Below are 25,274 nucleotides of genomic sequence, written 5' to 3'. Positions count from 1 at the left end.
ACGACACCCAACTGGGGAAAATGATCTAGCAAAAGTGGGGAATTTCAGCTAGCGCCATCAACGGCCACATCCAAACCATCACCTCAACCCAAGGCCACCCCTACTGGGACGCCACCCGACACGCATTCGTACCAGCAGCACTCCTCGTTCCTGGTGATAACCTTCTGCAGTCAGATGGTGCTGTCAGCATTGTCGAGGGTGTCAGGGGCTATGCGGGTCATGCCGTTACCTACAACCTTACGGTGGCGAGTAGCCATACGTACTACGTGCGCATCGGTGGCGCGCCCACTCTTGTCCACAACTGTGGACCTTCTGAGGGTCTGCTCCAGGAAGCAGACAATGCCGAGATTGCTGGCGGTGACTTCGCCGCGGAGTACACCTCCCCGTCCGGTCGAACCTATCTTGCGAATAACAAATCCGGTGTGGAAATCCCAGACGGTATGGCTGACGATTTGGAGAGTTTGGACCATCCCCACCTCGGGTGTGCGGAGATGCAATGTCTCGCTCAGGCTTATCGAGAGGAAGGCCCAGATGCGATTAGAGGTGGCAATATGACCGTCGTTCACGTAAGCGACACCGAGATAGGTGACCACGGCGCCCTAGCTAGACCTTGTAGGGCGTGCGCGAGAGTACTCTTCAATCTCTTTGTTAGCGTCACGGGAGCATAGTAATGTCTGATCTTGGATCAGTGCACCATGACGTTCTCGAGGCGTTGGCGAAAGCCGGATGGACCATGGGTCGTCAGATGGACATCGAGTCCGTTGTTGGCGAGATGGTGGGAATCGGATACGCGGAGAATGTCCATGCGACTTCTCTACTTCGAGATTTGCTGGGTCTAAGGATCGAGCCGAGTAACGAGCAAGGGGCTAATTTCACAAACGCGGAACCCTTTATTGTTGATCCGCTCGGCGCAGGCAGAAGACACACCGACGAGCTGGATGAAATGGTCCAGAGTTTGGGAGGAAGCTACTTTCCGGTCGGGTGGTGGTTTTGCTATTCGCACGTATTCGTCGAGAGCGCAGGCAGTGTGGTTGCCTATTCTGCCGGTCTCATATGGCGCCTAGGCGCCTCCGTGGAGGAAGGTTTGGAGATGATGGTCCGAGCCCATAGGCCTCTAGTTTGCATCCACTCGCGGAAGGGGCAGACGCCGTGGCCGTGACAGGGTTTGCAGACCTGGCGATCAAGGTCTTGTATGGACTGGACCGCCGCTTCCACCCAACTCGCCTCTTGCCGGAGCGTTCCCCGAGACACATTTGAGCAACTTGGCGGGTGACATCTACTGGGCGACTCAGAGTGGCAGAATTCGCTCGCTAAGGCGGTTGTCAATAAGGGACATAAAATTTATTGTAATGTTTAATGACGTCGAAGGTAGCTCGACGTTAGGTCGCGTAAAGACTGCTGCTACCAAGGGTGCATCCGGTCAAGGGTTCGCCGTTGACTACGAGATAGCGCAACTTTACCAACCGGGCCGCCTTGGGACTACTGATTTCTATGAAGAGGGAGGCCTACTTGCCAATCCATTCGCGGACTCCTGGTGAGCCCTTGGTCAACTTTCCTGAGCGGACCTTCCACTTGGAGGTCCTCAAAGGGGGGATGAATAGGCTTCTATTTAGGTCAAATATCAGCTCTACATGGCCAACTCGACTCGAGATCATCTTCATGAATGTCCAATATCTCCAGATTGGAACCTACATGGAGGGTCTCGTGGCAGAAGAGGGAGACCGCTGATCATGGGAGAACTGAGTTGGGGGATTTATCATCCGGAAGAGTATCGATGGTTTCGTCTGAGTGCCACAAATGGAGGCGGCGTGATAGTGGCGGCGTCGCTCGCTCTCGATGAGTCGAAACTTGGCCCAGCTGATCCGAGTAGGTTCTTCATGATGGAGTAATGGTGATGCTTGAAGATCCATGAGTGAGCGCTATGAGGCGTCGAACTGGGCGGCGAACCTCCCAGTCGTGGACAGCCGCCACAATTCAATCAGCGTCGATGTTTGTCTGCCGAGCTTACATGTCGTGCTGGAGTTGCGATGGAAATAGTTGAACATAGAGCAGGCGAGGAGGTGATTGGCCATGTCCAGATCGTCGTTCGGCTAGATCAGGATGACGAGGGATGGCCACCGGTTGATAGCGAGCGATTGTGGGCGGTTTCTCTAGAGCCAGGTATTGTTCGAGTCGACAATATTCCGTGGTTTGCTCAGAATTTGGCAACTGAGGACTTGGTTCGAGTCTTACGCGATCATGACGGGGTTCTGTGCATGGTCGAGAAATTGCATTGGTCGGGCAATTGTACTATTCGCGTAATTCTACTCGGCATAGGAAAGTCAGCCGCTCAAATTCGGGCAATTTTGGATCAATTCGCGGAGCTTGGTATAAATGGTGAAGGGTTTTCCCAATACAGTGTCGTGGCACTTAACATCCCGTCGGGTTCGGATTTCTCTATGATCAAGGGAGTTCTTGATCATGGAGAAGTTGAAGGGCGGTGGACTTACGAAGAAGCGTGCGTGGGTGGAGCTTGGCCGAGCTAGAGGTGATGGTCGATGATAGCCCGCCAATCCGCACTGGCGACCTACCCCGCACCGACTTCTTCTCACTCACCGTCACTGGATCCATAGCCCCAGATTCCATCACTCACAGTGTCCGTCCTGCCGAACCTCAGCCCGGCGTGTCAGGCCGAAAACACCGTTCGTGGCACAGTCCCCTCGAACGCGCCACAAATGTCGGGGGAGCATTTTGTCGGAGCTGTATTCGATGAGGCTGGACAGTTTGGGTACTTTGGGTTGCACTCGTGACGACAGGAGGGGATGTGGCTCAGAATAGTGGCCTGCCAGGGGAGTTGGCTGGCTTAGTCGGAGATTCCTTCGAGGCTATCCGCTATCTGCAGTCGCGTGATGCAAGCTGGCCGGATGGGCGTGCTCACGGTTCAGTACATGAGGTCGACCATGGGATTGATCTGGTCACCAACGAGGTCAGAGGCCAGGGCTTGTCAATGATGTGGGAGATGAGTGGCGAAGATGAATTTCTGTCGCTCTCTTCCGTGGAACTGAACTCTGAGATCCGGAATCGGCTCGATATAGTTGACGTCTCGAATCATCCAGCATGGCGATCGATCATTGGTCGAGAGATTGTAGACATTGCAACTTCCTGTCATGTCTCGAATGAGAACCGCCCAGAGTCCATGTGGGCGGTTCGTTTCACACTCGCAGCGGATGTCAATTTCGCCGTAGCCCTGGGTAGGCTTGGACCGAGTGGTATTGCGTATCAACCTGACTCGCTTGTCGTTCTCTTTGGCGCTACGGAGTCGAAGTCTTACCACATTAAAAGCAGTATGACATCTGCCTGGGGCGGCTAGCTTCCGCGACCAAGGGCGATGGGCTCGTGTGGGGATGGGCCTGGTGCCAGCGGCCGAGTGCGGTCACGGCTGGAGCTGGGTCGATTGGTTGTGCTGCGCTGGAGGGTGCTGCGGGTTCGATGACGCAGTATGCGATGGAGAATGGTGGTAAGGGTTCGTTCTCCTGGGGTGGCCTGGCGATGGCCGGCCTCACCGGTGCCGCTGTGGGTGTTTTGACGGCCGGGGTGGGTGAAGCGTTCGCGGGGGCCGGCGCCAAATGCGGCAGCGAGCGAGTTGGTGAGTGGCGCTGCGGCCGCTGGTGCCAGAGCGGCTGCATCCGCTGCTCGTGTTGCAGCTACGTCGGCGGGCCGGGCGGCGGTCAGCACCGCCGCAGCTGGCGCCGGCCGCGCCGCAGCCGAAGACGCGGGCGGCGGGGCCGTCCAGTCGGCCGGTCGCGCCGTAGCCAAGGTGGCAGCGAAGGCGTGCTCTCGGAACAGCTTCATCGCAGGGACAATGGTGCTGCTCGCGACAGGTGCGCTGGTATCGATCGCCCGGGTCCACGTTGGTGACAAGGTCGAGGCCACGGATCCCATGACCGGAAAGAACTCGGTCCAGACCGTCACCGCGACGATCAAAACCCTGACAGATAGCGACTTCACTGATGTCACGATCAAGGACGCACATGGCGTCGTGCAGACAATCACATCGACTCAAGGCCACCCGTACTGGGATGTCAGTCGGCATATATTTGTACAAGCGGCTCTGGTCACGCGTGGCGACAGACTAAGCGGACCGGACGGCAGCGATAGCGCCGTCGTGAGTGTCACTGAACACGAGAGTCACACTGCGACGTACAATCTGACTGCCTCCACCCGGCGTGTCAGGCCGAAAACACCGTTCATGGCACAGTCCCCACCCCTACTGGGACACCACCCGACACACATTCGTATAGGCAGCAGGGCTGGCGCCCGGTGATGATCTCGGTCAATTTGACCGAACGAATAGCAAGGTCGTCGTCGTGCGTAACTACAAGACTCGGCCGTCACCTTCAATCTAACTGTCGCGACGGTTCACACATACTATGTAGGAAAATCGGCGGCGTTTGTCCTCGTTCACAATTCATCTCTCTGTGGGGTACATGGAGTGAGTCGGGGAAGTCCAGACGGGCCGGGGATTGTTGAGGTCCGGCGCCACAGCGCGCCCACGACATGTCGTCGAGCGTCGACGGCCGACCCGGAGGTATAGGGAAGGTTCCGGGTTTCAATGGTAATAGAGGGTGGTCAAATAACCGGGTACTCTATCTGGCGGGGCGTATAGGGAATGGAACCTAAATGCGACCGACTCGTTACCTCAAATGTGAGGTCTGCGGGAGTCTCATTCGCGGTGGCGAGAGGCTACTTACGCCGAAGGGTGGCAGCGGGCAAGCTATTATACGCCGGATCACTACGCTACGCTCTTCTACGTCGGAGAAATGGGATATCCGGAGAATCCCCGCTGAAGGTGAGGTAAGTCAATGTCGGTGCCAGACTTCAGTCAGAGGGTTGCACCTTGGGTGCTAGTTGCTCCGAGACGTAGCTTCGAAATTGCGAGTCGCCTGGCCGCCCTATCTGACGCGGGCGGGATAGTTCGACGTGTCGACGGAGAGCGAATGCGTTCGGAACGAGATCTGTTTCGTGAGTTTGCCGTAAATCTCAAGTTTCCCTCCTATTTTGGCTACAACTGGGACGCTCTGATTGATTGTTTCGACAACCTTCATGGTGATTGGCATGGAGATCGGGACATCGCAGTAGTAGTCGAGAATGTCGACGCACTGATCAATATCGAGTATCTGCCTCTGTTGGTTTCTGCCCTGTATCAGGGGTCTGTGAAGGCCGCTGAGGAGGTGGACCTAGATGGGGACCTGTTGGATCGGGATCCAGTTGCACTGCACTTCGTGCTTGAGTTGCAACCGGAGCTAAGAAGAAATTTCATTTCCAGAATGGCCGAGCGTAATCGTGCAATAGTACCAGAAGATCCGTATATGCTGGTCGAATAGAGGAAATTTAAAGGAGCTTGTCGGAGGAAGGGAGAGATCTCGAGGATCAATGTTGTGACGAGTTTCAAATGGATAGAGGGCAGCTGCCACATACTCCTCGGACCTGATCACCCGGGTGGGTCCTCGAATATGAGCGAGACGCTCGTTATCGTGTCCCGACGTCGGCCAGGAAATCGGTTTCGATGGCGAGACGCATGTTGCAGTGTGGGTAGGAGATAATGTCGTGGAAGGTGTGCATCCGGAGGTTCCGTAGTGATTGACGTGCAGGTCAGAACCGAGGCTGGCGAAATTCTTTCAAGGATATCCAAGCTTTCTATTGGCGTGTTTTTTCAGGCCGAGCTGGCTCTCTATCCGCTGCTGGGGCATATTGTCCCATGGGCAGACATGGTCTTTAATTCAAGTCAACTCAAGGTGCTATCCAGGGAGGTCGCTAGATATGAAGCTGACCCGGTGTTAAACCCGAGTGGCGAGTCATTCGACTGGTTGCAAGAAATGTGCGATCTTGTAGCCGAAGCAGGGCATCGTATTCTCTGGTTCGTGGGGGACTAGCCTGGGTTCTTCGTGCGAGCAGCAGACTGGACGTTGCCGTGTTTAGGCGACCGGTGGTCGTCGGGTCGCTTGCCGGTGTGAGTCCGGTCCGGGTAGCTGTCAGGAGGGTCGGCTAGTGAAGGAGTTTGTCAACAGGGCGCCGTTCGGTGAATGGCTGGACGCCTATGAGCGCGTTTATTTGTCGCCAAAGTCCATCGCGAATATCGAATGCCCCAACTGCCGTATGCGGTTTCTAAATCTAATTTTCCTGTCAAAAACGGTTGATGATCAAAGAAGTAGGTCACTGTTTTGGTGTGGATCATGCCTCTGGGGGCTAATTCCGATACCAGCGACACCGCCGCCTGGCGGACGAAGAGTGACGGCGGGAACAGAAGTGGTACCTAACTATCGGATCGTCGTGGACGATGGCGACAACGCAACCTGAGAGGGATCGGCCGAGGCGTACACCATCCGGCCCCAAACCGCCTGAATGAACGTCGCGAGGTGCTCGGTCACTCGTGGCGCCATCGTCCTCCTGCTGACATGTGGGGGAGAGCCGCTGCCGCTGCCGCTGCCGCGGCTCGGCGGCGAGTGCCGATGCCCCGTAGTGCCGCTACGAGGGCCAAGTGCATGGCTGTTGGTGCTGGTTCGCCAGCGGCAGCTCGTGCTGCGGCTGATGAGGCTGGTCGTGCGGTGGTGAAGGCGTGTTCGAATGGTTTGTTGCCGCGACGATGGTGCTGCTGGCCGGCGGTGGGTTGGTGTCGATCGCTCAGGTGCATGTCGGTGACAAGGTTCAGACCACCGACCCGTCGACCGGGCAGAGCTCGGCCCAGACGGTCACTGCAACGATCAAGACGCTAACCGACAGCGCGTTCAGTGATGTGACGATCAAGGACTCCCATGGGTACGTCCAGACGATCACCTCAACCCAAGGCCACCCGTACTGGGACGCCACCCGCGAGCAGCAGGAGGAGAAATTGGAATATCGGGCCGAGGATCTGAAAATTGTTGAGCTGATTCCGTATCTGAGGCGCAATCAGGGGTTGTTTTTCCGTTCAGGCGCATATGATCCTGTTGAACTTGCGGGCATGATCGCAGTAGAGACTCTGAGGCATGGTGTCTCGCAGGTGAGGGTTCGTTTGGTGGACGCTTGGATTATAGTCGAGTCGGACGTTGACTGGCTTCGGGAGCTTTCGTCGGTTGCCTTTGATCGAATCACCCCGTATCCCGAGGGCGGTCCAAACAGTATGCTGGTCGAGGTGTTGGCGCCGGCGTTCTCTCGCAGCGTGGCGATACGAGATACAAACGGTCTGCGAATAGTAAAGGGCGCTAGCGCTGGACCTCTTGAAAGCTGGTCCAGAAGGAGGGGCGGGTGGTTGGATTTGAAATCGTAGACCACCAGTAGCAAATCGTGTGGTCGGGAATGTTTACCCCCGATAGTGACAGCAAGCCTTCCATCATGGAGGGTGTCGCCATTCAACCAGTGTCGATGTTTCTGTACCAGGCTGAGGCGTCGTATCGGAGTTTGCGATGGAAATAGTTGAGTATCGGGCGGAAGGTAGTCGGCCGCCGCCGACGAATGGCTGGCCTCCGATGAGGCGGGTGCTGGTGTTGCACGTGGAAGCGTGCGTGCTACTACTGCGGGAGAAATTCGCGCCGGCGGTGGAACGGTCGACTACGCTCCCGCGCCGATAGGGGCGAAGGGGCGTCAATCAGCCTATAATCACGTTAACGTGACAACGTGAGAAGGCGACCCGCTCGGGGACATGCGTAGTAATCCTGGTCTCCAGGGCGGAGCGCCTCACTCAAGAGGCACTGGGCGAACCGAGAGGTTGCTAAGGCAAGGTTGGAGAAGGCGAGGTTCGGCTATGGTTACGGTAGGGCAAGTGGCTTGGGGGCCGGGCGAGCATGTGGGGGGCCCAATTGATCGGATATTTGCAGCGCTGAGAGAGTTGTTTCCGGCGTTGCTCGTCACGAGACTCTCAGTCAAGCATATGAGTGATGATGACAATGTTTGGTTTCTGTCACTGACTCGGAATTTTGACGTCCAGATAGATTCGAGGCCCGGAGGGAACCCACCTTTTTTGTTAGAGTCTGATCGGGCGCGCATGTCTACGGATGATCTAGTCGTGGCTGTCGAGACGCTCGATTTATGGTTGCGGGAAGAAGTGGATGCGGCCGAAATTGGAAAATGACGGATTTTGATCATCGCGGGCCAAGGTAAGGTCCCCGAATCATGGGGGCCAGATATGGCGAACAGTAAAAAGATCGGCTGGCGTTTGAGCGATCCAAACAACGAGGGAAATGGCGTTCGAATTGACGAAGAGATCCGGGTAGTTCATACCCGACTTAGCAAGTAGGTCATGTCATTGTCCAGTCCGGGGCAAGGTTCTTGGACGGGACGGACAGCCCATCTCCGGTGCAATTAAGGATGATCCAGTCAATGCACATATCCCGTTGTCGGAATGGTCCAACTGGTCGCGCTGGGGCTCTCCATGAGTGTTGACGTTCGCTTTCCGGACATGCGAAACCAACTGAAGAGCGTTCTTAACGGCCTGAGGGACTTCAGATATCAAGAAGAAGTATGGGTGGGTAAGCGATATCCAAGGGAAAACTTCTTTGACGATCTTTCTGAAACCTATGAGATTCTGGAAGATTTGGGCGTGCTCGACAACCCGAGGAGCCGTGTGGGCTCCGTGTTGAAAAGTGAAGGTGAGGCGGACGCGATGGAACAAGTAGCTGGAGCCCTGTCGGAACTATTTGCGCGATACGGATACCGTCTTTCCGATGACCAATACTTGGGAAAGCCGGAGTGGGCAGCTGTGATCGCTGCCGCAGGGCACGCCTACGATGTCATTCTCGAGTCAGACTCATAATGGACGGTTCCCGTTTTTGTCGGGCGATCTCTTCTCTGTCTATGACATGCGTTTCTACCTCAGTGAGGACCGATCTGTACGCGAGATTGATGTGCGTCTGCTGGAGCGCGAGTGTGACGCGCTTGCCGTGGAGGGCGTGTTGACGCTGGTGGGCAACGGAACGTATCTTGTTCCGCCTGTTGGTTGATGGGCTGCTCCGGCGTTGACCTGGGCGTGCTGGTCCGACCGGTACTTGGTGCTTCGCGCTCGCCGGGGACTGTCAGCGGGGAGTACCTACACCATGGCTGATTCGTTCAAGACGGGTGTGCGAGTCGTCTGGGATCATGTGGCGATGCTGACGAGATGGAGGCTGGCATGAGCGACGAGGCGCGTACGCCGAGTGTGTGGATCGACCGTTCGTACGACGAGGTGTACGACTTTCTTGCTGTGCCGGGGAATTTCCCGCAGTGGGCGACTGGGTTGGGTGAGGTGACCGGGCGGGAGGGTGACGTCTGGAGGGTGAAGACGCCCGAGGGCGCGGCGAAGGTGCGGTTCAGCGAGCGGAATGACTACGGCGTTGTCGACCACGACATCCTTCTCGACGACGGCACGGAAATCCCTGTCGCGATGCGGGCCATCGGAAATGGAACGGGCACCGAGGTCCTGCTGACGGCTCGCCGCAGAGGGCGGCCGGCCGAGGTGTTGGCTGCGGACGTGGAGTGGGTCGAGCGCGACCTGGCCACCCTGAAAATGTTTCTCGAATCCGAGGCATGAGCCAATAGGCTTGCCTAAGCTGGAAACCACCCGCGGAAGTCGGCTAGGAAAGACATGACCAAGGGAAGGTGAGCCGGTGGCCGTTTATCAGGACCTCTCATCAAGTGATCAGCCTTTGGCCGTGAAGAGGAACGGGCGGAAGGCCTGGCCCAGGCCGTTCATGATTTTCGGGCCGACTGGTGCGGCAGCGAGGATCGGGCGGTAGTGGATGAAAGTAAATCCGAGCCGCCAAGCGAGAACGCCGTCGGTCGCGATCTGATCGCCGACGACAACTCCAGGCCGTGGAAGGCCGCGAAACAGAGCCGTTCGGAACGGCTTGAAGGCAGATGCCACGTACGAGACGGAAATACCAGGATGCGCGGGTGCGACAGTTAGGCGCCTGCGAGAATTGGTGGCGAAACAGACTGTCAGCGCCGTCGGCATCGTCGCCATCGCCTCAAGCGCAGATTTGACGCCAGCGCGCAGAGCGGCTTCGTCGGTGTCCCAGTACGCGACGAGCGGCTCGACATCGAAGATCACGGTTCTTGGAGCGAGGTCCACGACACGTTGCAGACTTGCGATTGGCTCGGTCAGCCGGTGACAGTCGACTTTCACGAACTCACCTTCGATTCCACCGTACGAGCATTGCTGTGGCTGCAAGAAAAAGGTTCGGACGCCAAAGAATTGTGGCGCCCGAACCAAGGAAAACAGTCAGGCTGGTACGGGGACGGCGACCGTACGGTCAGTGGCGGCGGCCATTGTACGGACGGCGGAGGCCAAGGCGGGCAGTTCGTCACGGGTGAGGGCTTGGGGGCCGTCGCAGCGGGCGGACTCTGGGTGGGGGTGGAGGTCGACCATGACGGCGTCGGCGCCGGCGGCGAGGCCGGCGCGGGCCAGCGGGATGACGAGGTCGCGGCGGCCGGCGGCGTGGGAGGGGTCGACGATGATCGGCAGGTGCGAAAGGGATTGGATCATCGGTACGGCCGAAACGTCGAGCATGTTGCGGATGGCGGGTTCGAAGGAGCGTACGCCGCGCTCACAGAGAACAATGTCCAGGTTTCCGCGCTGCGCGATGTATTCGGCGGCCATCAGCCATTCCTCGTACGTGGCGGTCAAACCGCGCTTGAGCATGACGGGCTTTCCGACCGAGCCAACCGCTTGCAGGAGGCCGAAGTTCTGCATGTTGCGGGTGCCGATTTGCAGCATGTCAGCGTGCGCGGCGACCACGTCCACATCGGACGCGTCCATCACTTCGGTGACGATGGGGAGGCCGGTTTCGGCGCGTACGTCGGAAAGGATCTCCAGGCCGCGGACGCCCAGGCCCTGGAAGGCGTAGGGGGAAGTACGCGGCTTGAAAGCGCCGCCGCGCAACAAGGAGGCGCCGGCGGCGATGGCCATTTGGGCGGCTTCGAGGGTTTGTTCGGGGGTTTCGACGGCGCAGGGGCCGGCGATCAAGGTGACCGTGCCGGGGCCGATGGGTACGCCGCCGACGCGGATGACGGATCTTTGTGAATGGTTTTCCCGGCTGATCAGTTTGTACGGCGCGGTAATCCGCACCACGTCAGCGACACCGGGAAGCGCGTGCACCTGAAGGTTTTCCAGCACTTCCTCGCCGGCCACCACGCCGACGATCGTACGAGCGACACCGCGCGACACGAAAGCGTGCCCGCCGGCCGCCTCGATATTGCTGACGACCTCGGCGAGGTCGTTTTCGCCCGCATCGGGGCTCATGACGATAACCATTGTTCTGTCCACTCCTGACATAAAAAAGCCCCGGGCCAGTGGGGCCCGGGGCTCAATATAAGGGTGGTGGGCTAACGCGGCACGCCGCGCTCCGCCACCCGGTCGGCACCGGGCGGTCGAAAATAGCCGTACCAAAATCGCATGACCGCGACTCTACCTCGTCGGTGGCAACTCGGCAGTGTCGCCCTCCTCACCCGGTCGATGCGGATTGTTGAGGACCTGATTGATCGCCCGAGCCTGAGCGTCCGTCAGCTGCCCATTGCCCACCACGGGAGCGGGAGCGGCAGGCGGAGCGAAAGACTGCTCAGCGGTCTCCCACCCAGGAGGCCCGGCCATCGCCGGCACAAGCTGCTCAGGAGCAGTCGGCGGCGGAGTGGGACCACCGCGACGCGCGGCCCGGGCGGCCTTCTTCCGGGCCCGCCGCGCCTTGAAGCCCTCGACGATCGAGTAGAGCACCGGTACGAGCACCAGCGTCAGCAGCGTCGAGGTGACCAGGCCGCCGATCACGACCACCGCGAGCGGCTGCGAGATGAAGGCCCCGCCGCCGGTCAGCCCGATCGCCATCGGCGTCAGCGCGCAGATCGTGGCGACCGCGGTCATCAGGATCGGCCGGAGCCGGTGCCGGCCGCCTTCCAGGATGGCGTCCCGGATGTCGAGGCCGTCGGATCTGTACTTGTTGATGAGGTCGATCAGCACGATGGCGTTGGTGACCACGATGCCGATCAGCATCAGCAACCCGATGATCGCCGGCAGCCCCAGCGGAATGCCGGTGATCAGCAGCAACCCGAGCGCGCCAGTGGCCGCGAAGGGGATCGAGACCAGCAGGATCAGCGGCTGGATGAGGCTGCGGAAGGCGGCCAGCATGACCAGGAAGACCAGCACGATCGCGGCGACCAGGGCGAGCCCGAGGTTGCCGAAGGCGTCCGCCTGGTCCTTGCTCACGCCACCGATCGAGTAGCTCGCGCCGGCCGGCAGCTTGAGCGCCTTCAGCCGGTTGTTGAGGTCGACGTTGATCTTGCCGAGGTTGTCACCGGTGGTGTTCGCGGTGACGGTGGCCGTCCGTTCGCCGTCCGTACGGTTGATCTCGTTCGGCGCGTTGACGATGTTGACCGAAGCGACCTCGCCGAGCTTGATGTCGCCGTACGCGGTGGTCAGCACCAGGTTGCGCAGCGCGTCGATGTCCGCCGGCTTGGCGACCGTGCGTACGACCACGTTCTCCTGACTGTCGCTGACCGTGAAGGTAGTCACCTTGGTGCCGTCGAAAGCGGCGCTGACCAGCTGCGCGACCTGCTGGTCAGTGAGCCCGCGGGTGGCCGCGACCTGTCGGTTCACCTTGACGTCGACCTGCGGGGAGGTCGGTGCGAGAGTGCTGGTCAGGTCCGCCGTGCCGGGGATGCCCGTCATCGCCTGCTGCACCTGGTTGGTGGCCGTCCGCAGCACGGCGTCGTCGGCCGCGGTGACCTGTACGGACAGTGCCGACGAGGTGCCGCCGCCGCGGCCGCCGTTGATGGTGACCTTGCCGACGCCGGTCTGCTTCGCGACACCGGCCCGTACGGCCGCCTGGATCGCATCCTGGTCGGCGTTCTCGGCCGTGCTGACGCTGTAGCTGGCGTTGGTCACCCCACCGCCGCCGCCGAAGAAGCCGCCACCTCCACCGCCACCGATGCTGACCTGGTACGACTCGATGCCCTTGGTGTCGTGCAGCACCTGCTCGACCTTGCGGGCGGCCGCGTCGGTGACGTTCAGCGCGGTGCCGACCGGCAGCTCCTGGCTGATCGAGAAGGTGTTCTGTCCCTCGCTGCCCAGGAAGCTGGTCTTCAGGAACGGATACATCGCGAGGGTGCCGACGAACAGCAGCAGCGCCACCGCGAGGGTGAGGAACCGGTGCCGCAGAGTGAAGCGCAGGACTGGCACATAGGTACGCGGGAGGATGCCCCGGCGCTCCTTGGCCTCGGCCTTCTCACGGGCCGCGGCCACGTCGTCGGCGCTGCCCTTGGGCGGCCGCAGGAACCAGTACGCGAGCACTGGTACGACCGTCAGCGACACCAGCAGCGACGCGATCAGCGCGACCGTGACGGTGACGCCGAAGGGTGCGAACAGCTGCCCGACGATGCCACCGACGAAGGCGATGGGCAGGAAAACCGCGACCGTGGTGAGGGTGGACGCGGTGACCGCGGCGGCCACCTCACGGACGCCGCCGAGGACGGCTTGCTGTCTCTCCTCGCCGTACGAGAGATGTCGTTTGATGTTCTCCAGCACCACGATCGAGTCGTCGACGACTCGTCCGACGGCGATGGTGAGGGCGCCGAGGGTGAGCAGGTTCAGCGAATAGCCGCCGGCCCACAGCGCGATCAGCGCGATCATCACCGACATCGGGATGGACACCGCTGTGACCAGGGTGGATCGCAGCGACAGCAGGAAAATCAGGATCACGACGACGGCGAAGACCAGGCCGAGCACGCCTTCGGTGCCGAGGTCGTTGATGGACTGCTGGACGGACGGCGCCTGGTCGAAGATGACGGTCAGGTCGCCGCCGGCCTTGCTTTCCAAGTCCTTCGTACGGTCCCGGATGGTGTTGGAGATCTGCACCGCGTTGCCGGTGGCGGTGGCGGTGACGGAGATGCCCAGGCTGGGCTTGCCGTTCGTACGCGTCAACGAGGTCGCGTCGGTGTCGGACTGGCTGACGGTGGCGACGTCGCCGAGGCGTACGGCCGCCCGCGGGTCACCGCCCCCGGCCGCGCCAGCGGCACCGGCGCCAGCACCGGCCGCGCCGGCACCTCCCGGGCCGGCCTGCGGGAGCGACTGCACGTACGCGGCAGGAGCCACCTTCGGGCTGCTGGGGTGCGGCAACGGCGTCGGATCCACCGGAGTGGAAGCCGGGGTGGTGGCGGGTGTGGAAGCCGAGCTCTTCAGCGACGGAGTGGGCGACAGCGCGCACGAGGGGGAGCCGGACGGAACCGGCGTCGGGGTCACCGGCAGCGTGCCGGGGCCGCAGGTCGGCGGCACCGAGTGGCTGGGCGTCGGGGTGGGCGATGCCGGCGGCCGCGACGGACCACCACTGGGGTGACCACCACCACCCGGAAATCCGCCGCCCGGTAGTCCACCGCCGGGCAGGCCGCCAAGGCCACCGAGACCGCCCAACCCGCCGAGGCCGGCGGGCAGGTTCAGGCCGCCCAGGCCGATGCCCGACAGGCCGCCACCGGTCGGCGTTTTCGGGTTACGGGTGATGTAGAGGTTCGCGATGTCGCTGACCGAGCCAAAACTCGTACCCACCGAAATGGAGTACGTTTTCCCGTCGCTGGTAAGGGAACCCCCCGGCGCGTTGATGCCGTTCGCGGAAAGCGCGCTCAGCACCGAGCTTTCCGACACCTCGTGGTCGTCCATCTTCTTCTTGTCAAGCGTGATGGTGACCTGCTGGTCCCGTACGCCGGAAAGGTTGGCTTCCCGTACGCCCGGAATTCCCTGCAGGTCGGGCAGCACGTTGTTTTTGATCCGCTGGGCCAACGCCTGCTGGTCACCGCTGCTGCTGGTGGCCGCGAGCACCACCACCGGAATGCTGTCGGTGCTGCCGGAAAGAATCTGTGGATCCAGGTTCTGCGGCAGCTGCTGGGAAATCTTGGCCACATCGCCGCGCAGCTCGTCGACGGCCTTGTCAATGTCGGTGCCGAAGTCGAATTCCACCTGAACGCTGGAAAAACCAGCACTCGAGGTGGAGGTGACGCTGTTCGCCCCTTTCGCGCCGCGAACCGCCTGTTCGATCGGGATGGACACCTGCTGCTCGACGATGGTCGGCGTGGCGCCCGGATAGGCGGTCGAGATGCTGACCGCGGGAAAGCTCAAATCCGGAAACAGCTGCTGTTTCAGCTGTGGCACAGCCCACACGCCAAAGCCGAGCACGGCGATGGCGACGATCGCGACGAGACTGCGGTAAGCGAGGCTCAGCCTGGCGAGGAAGGACATGGATGGATGCTTTCTTCTATCGTCATCGTTGACGTGGGATTCGGCGGCACGCACCGGCATTCGAGCTGGTCTTATGGAATTGTCTCAGCGCGGCGTGATGAGTACGCCACCCCTCGGGCTTACATCGCTCTCCACCCGTAGTAGGAGTGGAGCGTCTCTATCGTGGGGGAAAACTCCTAGGTGTGCTTGACGCGCTCAGTCGACTCTCAGCAATTGGCAGCGGAAATAGCCCCGGAATGCCGAATTAAACTAGAAAACGTACAAATTGACGGTGCTGCCTGGGGCCACCTGGCTGCCGGGCGCGGGTGAGGTGTTGAAGACCTGTCCGCCGCCGCCCGGGAGGGTCTGGATCTGTGGCACCAGCCCGGCCTGTCGAATCTTCGCGCTCGCGTCGGCGGCCGAGAGGCCGCGCACGTCCGGGACGGTGACGACGTTCGGGCCCTTGCTCACGGTGAGCGTGACCGTGCTGCCCTTGGCCACCGTGGATGCGCCCGGATCCTGCGCGAGCACGGTGCCGGCCGGCGACGTGGCGTTGAACTCGCGCTTGACGGTCACCTTCAGCCCGAGGTCGCTGAGCGTGCTGCTGGCCCTGCTGTAGCCCTGGCCGATCAGGCTCGGCAGCTGGACCGGCTGGGCGCCCTTGCTGACGACCACCTTGACGTTGCTGTCCCGGTGCAGCTGGGTCCCCGCCGGCGGGTCCGTCGACACCACGTTGCCGGCCGCGATCTTGCTGTCGTACGCCTGCGTGACCTGCGCGTTCAGGTGCAGGTTCTGTAATGCCGAGACCGCGGCGGCCTGCGGCTGGTTGACCACGTTGGGCACGCCGTACCGCTCCGGGCCCTTGGACAGCACCAGCGTGATCGTGCCGCCGCCGACCACGTCGCCGCCGCCGTCCGGATCCTGGCTGATCACCGCGTCCTTGGCGACTTTCTCGCTGAACTGGGGGGTGTCGTAGCCGACCTCGAACCCGCCGCCGTGCAGCCTGGTCTCGGCGGCCTGTTTGGTCAGCCCCACCACGCTCGGCGCGGCCACGTACCGCCCGGCGCCGAGCCACCACCCGAAGACGGCCACAAACAGCGCCAGCACCGCGATCACCGCGATGACCATCAGCCGCCGGCGCTGCGGCGGGATGGCGTTGAGCAGCGCGCTCAGCCGCGGCGGCGCGCTGGGGCCTTCGTCATAGCTGTACGGCTCGGGGACGGGCGCGTGCGCGGACACAGCGCCCCCGGCAGATCCGGTGGCGCTCGGATTTTCGGGGGCGTTGGTGGCGGCCGGCGGGCTGGAGACCAGGTTGGCCCGCGGCACCGCCTCGGTGGGCATCTCCCAGCGGGGCGCCGGCGGCTCGATGGCCGGCGGCACGGCCGTCATCGCGAGGTCGCTGACCACGTCCCGGAGCTCGGCCAGCATCACGCCGGCGTCGTTCGGGCGGGCGCCAGGCTCCCGGCGGGTGGCGTGCAACACCAGGTCATCTAGCGCGTACGGCACCCCCTTGGTCCGCTCTGAGGGCGCTGGCATCTCGGCGTGCACGTGTTGATAAGCCACCGAAACCGGCGTCTCGCCGCGATAGGGCGGCTGGCCGGTGAGCATCTCGAAGAGCACGATGCCGGCCGCGTACACATCGGCGCGTGGGTCGGCCGTACCGACCGTGACGATCTCCGGCGCCACATACGCCACGGTGCCGAACATGACGCCCTTGGTCGAGGTGGCCCGGCTGGACTCCGCGATCCGGGCCAGCCCGAAGTCCGCCACCTTGACCGTGCCGTCGGTGCTGAGCAGCACGTTCTCCGGCTTCACGTCCCGGTGCACCATGCCGACCCGGTGCGCGGCGGCCAGCGCCGACAGCAGCGGCCCGAGCACGCCGATGGCCTCTTCCGGGGCCAGCTTGCCGCGCTCGGTGAGCAGCTGGCGCAGCGTACGACCCGGCACATACTCCATCACCAGGAACGCGAGCCCGTTGTGGCTGCCCTGGTCGTAGACGGCCACCACGTTCGGGTGGGACAACCGGGCGATGCTGCGCGCCTCCCGGCCGAACCGCTCCACGAAGGACGGGTCGGTGGCATACGCGGGGTGGATGACCTTGACCGCGACCGTACGCTCCAGCCGCTCGTCCAGAGCGTGGTAGACGGTCGCCATCCCACCGCGGGCGATCATCCCGCGGACGCGATAGCGCTCTTCCAGCACCGCCCCGAGGAGGGGATCGGCGACCGTCTTGTTCACCCGCTCAGGATACGGGCGGGGTCGACAGCCGTCTCGACACGCCGCGCGCCTGTTACTGAGCGAATGTGCTTATGGCAAGGTGAACGTATGAATGCCGAGGTTTCCCGGCCGGATTCGACGGTTATGCCGGATTCGGCCGATCCCGTACCGGGCAGTGTCGGCGAGCCAGCGCAGTGGTTACCGCTGCCGGACGTGGCCGAGCTGCTGAAGATTCCCGTCAACCGAGTCCACCAACTCATTCGAGACCGCAAGCTGGTTGCTGTCCGCCGTGGCGGGTTCATGCAGGTGCCCGCGCAGCTGATTGGTGACGGGGTGGTCGTCAAGCACGTGTCGGGGGTGCTGACGCTGCTGGATGACGCTCGCTTTGACGACGAAGAGATCATCCGCTGGCTCTTCACCGCGGACGACAGCCTGCCCGGCACACCCGCGCAGGCGCTGGCGGAGAACCGCGGCACCGAGATCAAGCGGCGCGCCCAAGCCCTCGGCTTCTAGCCCATGTGGCTGCGGCTGTCGTACGTGGCCGTGCTGGTTTTGTGCCTGATCGGTGCGCTCTGGCTGGAGCCGCTGCTGAAGGTGAATGTCCTGCGGCGCTGGCGGCGGCTGGTGCTTTCGTTGCTGCCGACGCTGATTCTCTTCGGACTCTGGGACATCGCGGCGATCGCGGCCGGCCACTGGTCGTACGACCCGAGGCAGCTGACCGGGATCGTGCTGCCCGGTCGGCTGCCGATCGAGGAGCTGCTCTTCTTCGTGATCGTGCCGACGTGCGCGATCCTGGGGTTTGAGGCCGTACGGGCGGTCAGGCCGCACTGGCTGGCCGGCGACGAGTGACGTACACGATCGCCGCGGTCATCGGCGTCTGCGTGGTGCTCGTTCTCGATCTTTTCGTGCTGCGGACCCGGCTGGTGACCCGCCGGGTGTGGTGGGTCTCGTACGCGATCACGCTTGGTTTTCAGTTGCTGATCAACGGAATCCTGACCGGCCGGCGAATGGTGGTCTACGCGCCGGCGGCCATCTTGGGGGACGCGCAGCCGCGGTTGTTCGGCGGTTGGCGGATCGCGTACGCGCCGGTGGAGGACCTGCTCTTCGGCTTCGCGATGGTGTTGCTGACCGTGTCGGTCTGGATCTGGCTCGGCCGCAACGGCCTGGACCGGGAACCTCGCGCCGGGCGGCGCGACCGTCCATGATGGCATGCCGGTCCGCCGGTCGGAACAGCGGGCAGCTGGGCGAAACCGCTGGGAAATTTCTGCTCGCCTGAGGTTGCCGCGCGGCGCCAGGGGAGCGAAACTCAGTGCTTGTCCCGGGGGGTCGGGCACAGTCGGTGCTCGGGGGAAGGGGGTGCGTCCTGTCGTCCCGTCATGCCGCAAACGACGGTCGGTTACCAGTGCTGGCGAGGGCTTCCTGGCGGCTGTCGCTCGCCGCTGTTCTTGTCCTGTTCGCGCTGGTCTCCTGCGCGACACCAGCTACCCGGCCGGCCAGCGGGCCAGCCGCTCGGCCGGCCGCTGACGCCAGCGGGACGATTTCGGTCGCCCGGTTGCCGGTGCAGGCCCAGCGGACGTTGCGGCTCATCGATGCCGGCGGCCCCTTCCCGTACAAACAGGACGGGGTGGTCTTCAACAACCGGGAACACCTGCTGCCGGCGCAGAAGAACGGCTACTACCACGAGTACACGGTGCCCACTCCGGGTTCCCGAGACCGCGGTGCCCGGCGGATCATCGCCGGCGGGCCGGCCGAGCGCTATTACACCGACGACCATTACGCGTCGTTCCGGAGGATCGTGTCATGACGAGGCTGGCCACGCTGCTGGACGGAAGCAAACCACCGGGGATGTACAGGTGGTTATCCCGTGCGCACCCGGCCGCCATCAGCCGGGAGCTGGAACCGATCGGCTGGCAACTGCACATCCTGGAAGGCGTGCACACCGAAGACAAGGTGGCCTTTCTCGACGAATGCGCGCGGGTACTGGAGTTTCCGGCCTGGTTCGGGCGGAACTGGGACGCGCTCGCCGACTGCCTGGGTGACTTGTCGTGGCTGTCGGACACCCCGCATGTGTTGCTGTGGGAGCGTTTTGGCGTACTGGCCAAACATGATCCGCGGGCGTGGACGACGGCCAGCGAGGTGATGGCCGAAAAAGCGTCCGGATCGGGACGCGCCGGAGTCCCGCCGCTCTACATTTTGTTGCGCGGCGACGGCCCGGCGGACTCCTTGCCTTTACTCTAAGGGCAGCCTTTTATGTGTGCTGAGCATGGTTTCTGGCCAGCGAGTTGCGCGCCGTGGGCGTTTGTTCACTGAGCGTCCAAAACCGTAAGCCGATCATGCGGGACACACACGGAATACCTTTTCCGTGATTGTTTCCGGCCGTTTCCGCATGCGGGAAAACGATTGCAATCAGCCGGGATGCTGGCACAATCGCCGCAGGTGAACCTTGTTGTCCACAGTGGACCGGGGCGGACGGGAACGGGGATCGCGTAATGAGAACGTCGATTTCTCCAGTGGTCGGATTGGACCGTCGGCGGTGGGCCATCCCGGCCGGCGGCCGGCGATGAGCTCGGTCCGGCTGGTGGTGTGCGGCGCACCACCAGCTCGTCGGATCGGCCGTCTGGTCGACATCGGACATGCCCGTGGCTGGGAGATCCAGGTGATCGCTACCCCGGCCGGCATCGATTTCATGGACGTCGAAAGGATCGAGGCCGCCACCCTGTTCCCGATCCGCAGCCGGGACCGCCGCGAGGCCGAGCCGCGATCGGCCCGCGCCGACGGCATTATCGTCGCGCCGGCCACCTTCAACACCGTCTGTAAGCTCGCATCCGGGATTGCCGACACGTACGCGCTGACCGTCCTCGCGGAGGCGATCGGCGATCGCGTACCGACCGTCGTGGTGCCTTTCGTGGCACCTGGAATGGCGGCGCGAATGCCGTACCGTCGAGCAGTTAGAGCGCTACACGCAGAACAGGTCAGCGTCTTGATGCCAGACCCGAGCGGCCTCGGCCCAGTGCCGGTCGGGCCGCTGTCGTCCACCGCCCAGGACGACGCCGCGGAAGGTTTTCCCTTCCACCGAGCCGCTGATGAACTCACCCGCGTGATGGCCGCCCGCCGGCCGCAGTCGTACGGTCTGCATTCGGACTGCGGTTAACCAGGCGGCCGCTCGTACGTGCCCATCGGGTTTGGTGATCCTGGTGAAGGCCGGCCGGATGAGTTGGCGGCCGTGCCTCGCGAAATCTCCATTGGCGACCTTCGGTATACGACCTCCCACTGCGTCCGGGGCAGACCCCCTGGACGCGCTGGCCGTCTGTGCTACTCTTTGGCCATGCGGCCAGATAGTAAGCCAGTCGACCAGAAGACGTTTATTGAGGAGGCTCGGCGCGCGCAGATCGTCAGCTGCGCGGTCGAGGTCATCGCCGAGGTGGGGTACGGGCAGACCTCGCTGGCCCGGATCGCGCAGCGCGCCGGCATCAGCAAGGGCGTCATCTCGTATCACTTTGCCGGCAAGGACGAGCTGATCCAGCAGGTCGCCGAGTATGTGGTGGGCAATGCCCGGGCATATATGCGGCCGTATATCGAGGCCGCGCCGGATGCTTTCGGCCAGATCCGCGGCTTCATCGAAGGAAACCTCGGGTTCGTCGGGGCACACCGCGAACAACTGCTGGCGCTCGGAGACATCCTCGCGAACGCCCGTGACGCCAACGGGTCGCTGATGCCGGACATCTCCGGCGCGAGCGGCGCGATCGGCACATTGGACGAGTTTCTGCGGCGCGGCCAGAAAGACGGCCAGTTCCGGGCCTTTTCCACCCGGGTGATGGCCACCAGCATCCGGGCCGCGCTGGACGCCGTCAGCGGGCAGTTGATCGCCGACCCAGAGCTGGACCTCCGCGCGTACGCGCGCGACCTGGTCGATCTTTTCCACCACGCCACCAAAGCCTGAGAGGAAACATGTCGTGACAATTGCCTTGCGCCTTTCTGGGCTACACAAGACTTTCGGATCCACCATCGCGGTTGACCACCTGGACCTGGAGGTGCCGGCCGGGTCGTTTTTCGGCCTGGTCGGGCCGAATGGCGCCGGCAAGACCACCGCGTTGTCAATGGCGGTCGGGCTGCTGCGGCCGGACGAGGGCCGCGCCGAGGTTTTCGGGGACGACGTGTGGTCCGACCCGGTGGCCGCGAAGAGCCGGATCGGGGTGCTGCCGGACGGGCTCGCGCTGCCGGAGCGGTTGACCGGCCGTGAGCTGTTGACGTACACCGGATTGCTCCGCGGAATGCCGAAAAACGAAGTGGTCGCGCGCGCCGACGAGCTGCTGGCGGTCCTTGAGCTGGATCGCGCCCACTCGACCATGGTGCTCGACTATTCCACCGGCATGCGGAAAAAGATCGGCCTCGCGGTGGCTTTGCTGCATGCGCCCCGATTGCTGGTGCTCGACGAGCCGTTCGAGGCGGTCGATCCGGTTTCGGCCTCCACTATCCGGACGATCCTGCGGCGATTTGTCGTCGCCGGCGGTTCGGTGGTGTTCTCCAGTCACGTGATGGCCTTGGTCGAGCAGTTGTGTGACCGGGTCGCGGTGATCGCGAACGGCAGGGTGCGAGCCGCCGGAACGCTCGCGGACATACGGCAGGGGAGCAGTCTCGAAGCGGTTTTCGTCGACCTGGTCGGCGCCCGGGTTGGTGGGACGGAGGGGTTGGCATGGTTGGCGTCCTGATCCGGCTGAAGCTCGATGTGCTCCGCCGGTCGTACGGCGGTGGCCGTTCGGCGCTCACGATCGCCGGTGCCACTGTCGGATTGGTGTTGGCTGGCGCGACTTTGATCGTCGGGTCACGAGACGCGGCCGGCGACGTCCTGTGCCTCGCTTTCGCGATGTGGACGGTCGGCTGGATCGTCGGTCCGATGGTCACCGGCGGCGACACCTCGCTGCGCCCGCAGTATTTCGCGCTGCTTCCGATCCCGATGCGCCGGCTCGCCACCGGCTTGTTCGGCGCGGCTTTCGTTGGCGTTCCGGCGGTTGTCACGTTGGCCGCCTTCGGCGCGTTGGTGTTGCATGGTTTCCGGCTGGGCTTTGGTCCTGGGTTGGTCGCGATTCCGGCCGCGCTGCTGCAGCTGGCCGTCGTCGTGCTGCTGTCCAAACTCCTCAGCGGCGGGATCGCCGAGATCGAGAAAACCCGTCCCGGCCGGGAGATCCCGGCGGCTGTGCTGGGTTTCGCGGTGTCTTTCATGATTCTCGGACCGCTCGCGCTCTCCATTCTCGGCCCGCGGATCGTCCAGCCCTGGCCACGACCGCTGGCTCTGCTGGTGCACTGGCTCCCCACTGGCTGGGCGACCAGCGCCGTCGACGGTGCCGCGGATGGCGGTGTGCTCGTCACGATTTCCGCACTGGGCGGCCTGGTCGTGCTGGCCGCCGGCCTGCTTTTCGGGTGGGCCCGGCTGCTGCGCCGTACGCTGGCGCCGTCGGCGAGAGGTTTGGCCGTACACGCCGGACGGCCCGCGGGCTCCGGGTTCGCCGCGGTGGTGGGGAAGGAACTGCACTCGTACGCGCGAGACACCCTCCGCGGCCGGCTCGTGCGGATGGCGTTCTGGACCAGTGTTTTCGTGTGTCTGCTGACATCCGTCGCGCATGCCGGTTTCGTGGTCGCCTTTATAGGGCTGCTCGCGGTGGTGTTCATGACCATGCTGGCCGGAAACTGGTACGGCGCCGACGGGACCGCGCTGTGGTTGGGCATGATGGTCCCGGGCACCGAACGGACCGACCTGCGTGGCCGGCAGGTGGCCTGGGTCGTTCTGGCCGGATCTTTGGGTGTCTCCTTGAGTATTGTCGGCGGCCTGATCGCACGGCAGGCCTGGACGATCCCGTACGTCCTGGCCGGGCTGCCCGCACTGCTCGGCGGCGGCGCCGGTCTGCTCGCGGTTTTCTCAGTGGCGGCCCCGATCGTGAAGGCCGACCCGCACCGGCGGACCACGAACCCGGCCGACTCCGGCACTTCGGTCGGCGGTCAGATCGTCCAGGCCCAGGTGCTGCTCTACCTTGCCGTGGTGAGCGCACTGCCTGCTCTCGGAACGGTTTTGGCCGGCTCGCTTACCCATTCCGGCGCGTTGAGCTGGGCTGGAGCGGGCGTCGGAGTCCTCACCGGCACGCTGCTGGCATGGATCGGCGGCCTGTTCGCGACCGGGCAGCTGCGCCGCCGCGGTCCGGAGCTGTTGACCCGGCTGCGCAAGGGAATCACGCCGGCCGCCGCCCCAAAGGTCGCCGCCCAGGAGCCGCGCCATCGGCTGATTTTTCTCTGGCTGAGCGGCGGATTCTTCGGCCTGTGCCAGGGCCTGCTCCCGCTGGTCTCCATCGCCCGGGGCGCCGGCACTAACGGCCGGTTCTGGTATGTCCCGCTCTACCTGCCGGCACCACTGCAACTCCCGTTCGCGTCGACATTCCTGTTGGTGGGCACCGCTTTGATCGCCGGAGCCGCGTACGCGACCTGGGCACGCCGGAATGCCAAATCCCGGTGACCTTGTGGTTGATCAGTAGGCTGGCTGTGCCTTGAACAAAGAGCGACACCGCACCAATCGTGATCGGCGCCGGGGTGGCGATGTTGCTGGGTTGCGGTGGACGTACGAGAGAAGAAGGAGGGCCATGCGGGCTTATTCGTCGCTGTCGCACCTGGAATGTTCGCGTACGTCCAAAACGTATGACGCCGATGTTGTGCAGGGCACATCGGAAGTGGGTGCGCCGCTGCTCGCGCGTTACGACTTGGAGCGCGTCGCCAGCACGGTCACTCGCGAGGAGATAGCGGGTCGCGGCCCGGATCTGTGGCGATATCACGAGGTGTTGCCGGTACGGGAAGCCGGAAATGTCGTGACTCTCGGCGAGGGCATGACTCCGCTGCTTGACTTGCCCGCGTACGGGAAACAGGTGGGTGTGCCGGGGCTGAAGATGAAGGACGAGGGCCTGATTCCCACCGGTGCCTTCAAAGCCCGCGGAGCGGCCGTCGGAGTGTCTCGGGCCGCCGAGCTGGGTGTCACTGGCATTGCCATGCCGACCAACGGAAACGCCGGTGCGGCCTGGTCGATCTATGCGGCTCGCGCAGGCATTCGCAGCCTGATCGCGATGCCGGTGGACGCACCGGAAATCACTCGTACGGAATGTGTCGTCTCCGGCGCCGAACTCTATCTGGTGGACGGCTTGATTGGCGACGCCGGAAAACTGATTGCCGCCGCGGTCGCCGGCCGGGGCGGCTACCAGGACGTGTCCACCCTGAAGGAGCCCTATCGCATCGAGGGCAAGAAGACGATGGGCTACGAGATCGTCGAGCAACTCGGCTGGCGGACGCCGGACGTGATCCTCTATCCCACCGGCGGGGGTGTGGGGATCATCGGAATTTACAAGGCGCTGCTGGAAATGCGTGAGCTGGGCTGGCTGACCGGTGACTTGCCGCGGTTGGTCGCGGTCCAGTCGACCGGCTGCGCGCCGATCGTCGAGGCATTCCACGCCGGGAAGGCCGAGAGCACCGCTTTTCCAGACGCTTACACCATTGCCTTCGGCATCACCGTGCCCAAGGCGCTGGGCGATTTCCTGGTGTTGGCTGCCGTACGAGCCACCAATGGCACCGCGATCGCGGTCACCGACGAGGAGTTGCTCGCCGCGCAGGCCGCGGTGGCCCGCGCCGAGGGCGCATTCGTCTGCCCGGAAGGCGCGGCCTGTTTCGCGGCCGTGGAACAGCTACGCGCGTCCAACTGGCTGGCCGAGGACGAAAACGTCGTCGTTCTCAACACCGGCAGTGGCCTGAAATACCCCGGCACGGTGACAGTCGACGTGCCCACTCTTCCGGTCGACGGCCGGATACCGTAACCACGCTCACTTTCGTGCTGACCTCGTAAGACCAA

Annotated in this window: 25 protein-coding genes; 21 read left to right on the top strand and 4 right to left on the bottom strand. The window is 63.2% G+C overall.

Features of this window, described 5'->3' with window-relative positions; genetic code table 11:
- Positions 1–41: 41 nt before the first annotated feature.
- The 11 genes from ABD301_RS42540 (at position 42) to ABD301_RS24010 (ending at position 9,520) form a co-directional block, all read left to right on the top strand.
- The gene (locus ABD301_RS42540; RefSeq protein WP_163569261.1) at positions 42–668 is read left to right on the top strand and encodes a polymorphic toxin-type HINT domain-containing protein; all 627 of its coding nucleotides are present in this window, start codon (positions 42–44) and stop codon (positions 666–668) included.
- Between the two features lie 2 nt (positions 669–670).
- A complete protein-coding gene (locus ABD301_RS42535; protein WP_390624071.1) occupies positions 671–1,159 on the top strand; it encodes an SUKH-3 domain-containing protein in 489 nt (162 codons plus the stop codon).
- A gap of 868 nt (positions 1,160–2,027) precedes the next feature.
- Entirely contained in the window at positions 2,028–2,525 is a 498-nt protein-coding gene (locus tag ABD301_RS24045; protein ID WP_163569253.1) for a DUF4265 domain-containing protein, read from the top strand.
- A gap of 278 nt (positions 2,526–2,803) precedes the next feature.
- Entirely contained in the window at positions 2,804–3,349 is a 546-nt protein-coding gene (locus tag ABD301_RS24040) for a hypothetical protein (RefSeq protein WP_344312735.1), read from the top strand.
- Positions 3,350–3,629: 280 nt separating this feature from the next.
- Complete coding sequence (locus ABD301_RS24035) at positions 3,630–3,791, top strand: hypothetical protein (RefSeq protein WP_163569252.1); 162 nt, start codon at positions 3,630–3,632, stop codon at positions 3,789–3,791.
- A gap of 50 nt (positions 3,792–3,841) precedes the next feature.
- Positions 3,842–4,303, top strand: a complete 462-nt coding sequence (locus ABD301_RS42530) for a polymorphic toxin-type HINT domain-containing protein (protein WP_425551972.1) — start codon at positions 3,842–3,844, stop codon at positions 4,301–4,303.
- 538 nt (positions 4,304–4,841) lie between these two features.
- Complete coding sequence (locus ABD301_RS24030; protein WP_344312734.1) at positions 4,842–5,363, top strand: barstar family protein; 522 nt, start codon at positions 4,842–4,844, stop codon at positions 5,361–5,363.
- 252 nt (positions 5,364–5,615) lie between these two features.
- Positions 5,616–5,912, top strand: a complete 297-nt coding sequence (locus ABD301_RS24025; RefSeq protein WP_163569249.1) for a hypothetical protein — start codon at positions 5,616–5,618, stop codon at positions 5,910–5,912.
- Between the two features lie 683 nt (positions 5,913–6,595).
- Positions 6,596–7,285, top strand: a complete 690-nt coding sequence (locus ABD301_RS24020) for a polymorphic toxin-type HINT domain-containing protein (RefSeq protein ID WP_344312733.1) — start codon at positions 6,596–6,598, stop codon at positions 7,283–7,285.
- Between the two features lie 1,071 nt (positions 7,286–8,356).
- A complete protein-coding gene (locus ABD301_RS24015; protein WP_163569247.1) occupies positions 8,357–8,767 on the top strand; it encodes an SCO4402 family protein in 411 nt (136 codons plus the stop codon).
- A 354-nt stretch (positions 8,768–9,121) separates the two neighbouring features.
- Entirely contained in the window at positions 9,122–9,520 is a 399-nt protein-coding gene (locus tag ABD301_RS24010) for an SRPBCC family protein (RefSeq protein ID WP_163569260.1), read from the top strand.
- 108 nt (positions 9,521–9,628) lie between these two features.
- Here the strand turns inward: ABD301_RS24010 and ABD301_RS24005 are convergent, their stop codons facing one another.
- From ABD301_RS24005 to pknB, 4 genes are all read right to left on the bottom strand, one after another.
- Positions 9,629–10,114, bottom strand: coding sequence for a hypothetical protein (locus tag ABD301_RS24005; protein WP_344312730.1), 486 nt, complete (start codon positions 10,112–10,114; stop codon positions 9,629–9,631).
- Positions 10,115–10,210: 96 nt separating this feature from the next.
- The gene (aroF, locus tag ABD301_RS24000) at positions 10,211–11,230 is read right to left on the bottom strand and encodes a 3-deoxy-7-phosphoheptulonate synthase (RefSeq protein WP_279580881.1); all 1,020 of its coding nucleotides are present in this window, start codon (positions 11,228–11,230) and stop codon (positions 10,211–10,213) included.
- A 165-nt stretch (positions 11,231–11,395) separates the two neighbouring features.
- Positions 11,396–15,202 carry an efflux RND transporter permease subunit gene (locus ABD301_RS23995; RefSeq protein ID WP_344312728.1) on the bottom strand — a complete coding sequence of 1,269 codons (3,807 nt, stop codon included), beginning with the start codon at positions 15,200–15,202 and terminating at the stop codon, positions 11,396–11,398.
- Positions 15,203–15,451: 249 nt separating this feature from the next.
- Entirely contained in the window at positions 15,452–17,419 is a 1,968-nt protein-coding gene (gene pknB / locus ABD301_RS23990; protein WP_344312726.1) for a Stk1 family PASTA domain-containing Ser/Thr kinase, read from the bottom strand.
- An 87-nt stretch (positions 17,420–17,506) separates the two neighbouring features.
- Between pknB and ABD301_RS23985 the strand changes: the two genes are divergently transcribed.
- From ABD301_RS23985 to ABD301_RS23940, 10 genes are all read left to right on the top strand, one after another.
- The gene (locus tag ABD301_RS23985; RefSeq protein WP_344312725.1) at positions 17,507–17,911 is read left to right on the top strand and encodes an Rv2175c family DNA-binding protein; all 405 of its coding nucleotides are present in this window, start codon (positions 17,507–17,509) and stop codon (positions 17,909–17,911) included.
- 3 nt (positions 17,912–17,914) lie between these two features.
- Positions 17,915–18,247, top strand: coding sequence for a lycopene cyclase domain-containing protein (locus ABD301_RS23980; protein WP_344312724.1), 333 nt, complete (start codon positions 17,915–17,917; stop codon positions 18,245–18,247).
- On the top strand, positions 18,244–18,603 hold the full coding sequence (locus ABD301_RS23975) for a lycopene cyclase domain-containing protein (protein WP_163569240.1): 360 nt from the start codon (positions 18,244–18,246) through the stop codon (positions 18,601–18,603). Before ABD301_RS23980 ends, ABD301_RS23975 begins: the two co-directional genes overlap by 4 nt.
- 197 nt (positions 18,604–18,800) lie before the next feature.
- Positions 18,801–19,202: a guanyl-specific ribonuclease gene (locus ABD301_RS23970; protein ID WP_163569239.1), complete on the top strand. Its 402-nt coding sequence runs from the start codon at positions 18,801–18,803 to the stop codon at positions 19,200–19,202.
- The gene (locus ABD301_RS23965) at positions 19,199–19,636 is read left to right on the top strand and encodes a barstar family protein (protein WP_163569238.1); all 438 of its coding nucleotides are present in this window, start codon (positions 19,199–19,201) and stop codon (positions 19,634–19,636) included. The genes ABD301_RS23970 and ABD301_RS23965 overlap by 4 nt, the downstream gene beginning before the upstream one ends.
- 217 nt (positions 19,637–19,853) lie before the next feature.
- On the top strand, positions 19,854–20,549 hold the full coding sequence (locus ABD301_RS23960) for a flavoprotein (RefSeq protein ID WP_344312741.1): 696 nt from the start codon (positions 19,854–19,856) through the stop codon (positions 20,547–20,549).
- Positions 20,550–20,723: 174 nt separating this feature from the next.
- Positions 20,724–21,338: a TetR/AcrR family transcriptional regulator gene (locus ABD301_RS23955; RefSeq protein ID WP_163569236.1), complete on the top strand. Its 615-nt coding sequence runs from the start codon at positions 20,724–20,726 to the stop codon at positions 21,336–21,338.
- Between the two features lie 19 nt (positions 21,339–21,357).
- Entirely contained in the window at positions 21,358–22,107 is a 750-nt protein-coding gene (locus ABD301_RS23950) for an ABC transporter ATP-binding protein (protein ID WP_344312740.1), read from the top strand.
- Positions 22,092–23,900 (top strand): hypothetical protein, encoded by a 1,809-nt coding sequence (locus tag ABD301_RS23945; RefSeq protein ID WP_344312722.1) that lies wholly within the window; start codon positions 22,092–22,094, stop codon positions 23,898–23,900. Before ABD301_RS23950 ends, ABD301_RS23945 begins: the two co-directional genes overlap by 16 nt.
- Before the next feature lie 124 nt (positions 23,901–24,024).
- Positions 24,025–25,239 carry a threonine synthase gene (locus ABD301_RS23940; protein WP_344312720.1) on the top strand — a complete coding sequence of 405 codons (1,215 nt, stop codon included), beginning with the start codon at positions 24,025–24,027 and terminating at the stop codon, positions 25,237–25,239.
- Positions 25,240–25,274: the final 35 nt, after the last annotated feature.

The organism is Fodinicola feengrottensis (assembly GCF_039530045.1).
In the GTDB taxonomy this organism is placed as follows: Bacteria; Actinomycetota; Actinomycetes; order Mycobacteriales; family HKI-0501; genus Fodinicola; species Fodinicola feengrottensis.
The sequence above is the reverse complement of the archived record's forward strand: the minus strand, read 5'-3'. Positions and strand labels throughout refer to the sequence as shown.

Excerpts from the sequence above, each read along its gene's own strand:
- ABD301_RS42535 (WP_390624071.1), top strand. The coding sequence starts at position 671 with ATGTCTGATCTTGGATCAGTGCACCATGACGTTCTCGAGGCGTTGGCG.
- ABD301_RS24045 (WP_163569253.1), top strand. The coding sequence starts at position 2,028 with ATGGAAATAGTTGAACATAGAGCAGGCGAGGAGGTGATTGGCCATGTC.
- ABD301_RS42530 (WP_425551972.1), top strand. The coding sequence starts at position 3,842 with ATGGTGCTGCTCGCGACAGGTGCGCTGGTATCGATCGCCCGGGTCCAC.
- ABD301_RS24030 (WP_344312734.1), top strand. The coding sequence starts at position 4,842 with ATGTCGGTGCCAGACTTCAGTCAGAGGGTTGCACCTTGGGTGCTAGTT.
- ABD301_RS24015 (WP_163569247.1), top strand. The coding sequence starts at position 8,357 with ATGGTCCAACTGGTCGCGCTGGGGCTCTCCATGAGTGTTGACGTTCGC.
- ABD301_RS24010 (WP_163569260.1), top strand. The coding sequence starts at position 9,122 with ATGAGCGACGAGGCGCGTACGCCGAGTGTGTGGATCGACCGTTCGTAC.
- aroF (WP_279580881.1), bottom strand. The coding sequence starts at position 11,230 with ATGAGCCCCGATGCGGGCGAAAACGACCTCGCCGAGGTCGTCAGCAAT.
- ABD301_RS23995 (WP_344312728.1), bottom strand. The coding sequence starts at position 15,202 with ATGTCCTTCCTCGCCAGGCTGAGCCTCGCTTACCGCAGTCTCGTCGCG.
- ABD301_RS23985 (WP_344312725.1), top strand. The coding sequence starts at position 17,507 with ATGAATGCCGAGGTTTCCCGGCCGGATTCGACGGTTATGCCGGATTCG.
- ABD301_RS23980 (WP_344312724.1), top strand. The coding sequence starts at position 17,915 with ATGTGGCTGCGGCTGTCGTACGTGGCCGTGCTGGTTTTGTGCCTGATC.
- ABD301_RS23965 (WP_163569238.1), top strand. The coding sequence starts at position 19,199 with ATGACGAGGCTGGCCACGCTGCTGGACGGAAGCAAACCACCGGGGATG.
- ABD301_RS23955 (WP_163569236.1), top strand. The coding sequence starts at position 20,724 with ATGCGGCCAGATAGTAAGCCAGTCGACCAGAAGACGTTTATTGAGGAG.
- ABD301_RS23945 (WP_344312722.1), top strand. The coding sequence starts at position 22,092 with ATGGTTGGCGTCCTGATCCGGCTGAAGCTCGATGTGCTCCGCCGGTCG.
- ABD301_RS23940 (WP_344312720.1), top strand. The coding sequence starts at position 24,025 with ATGCGGGCTTATTCGTCGCTGTCGCACCTGGAATGTTCGCGTACGTCC.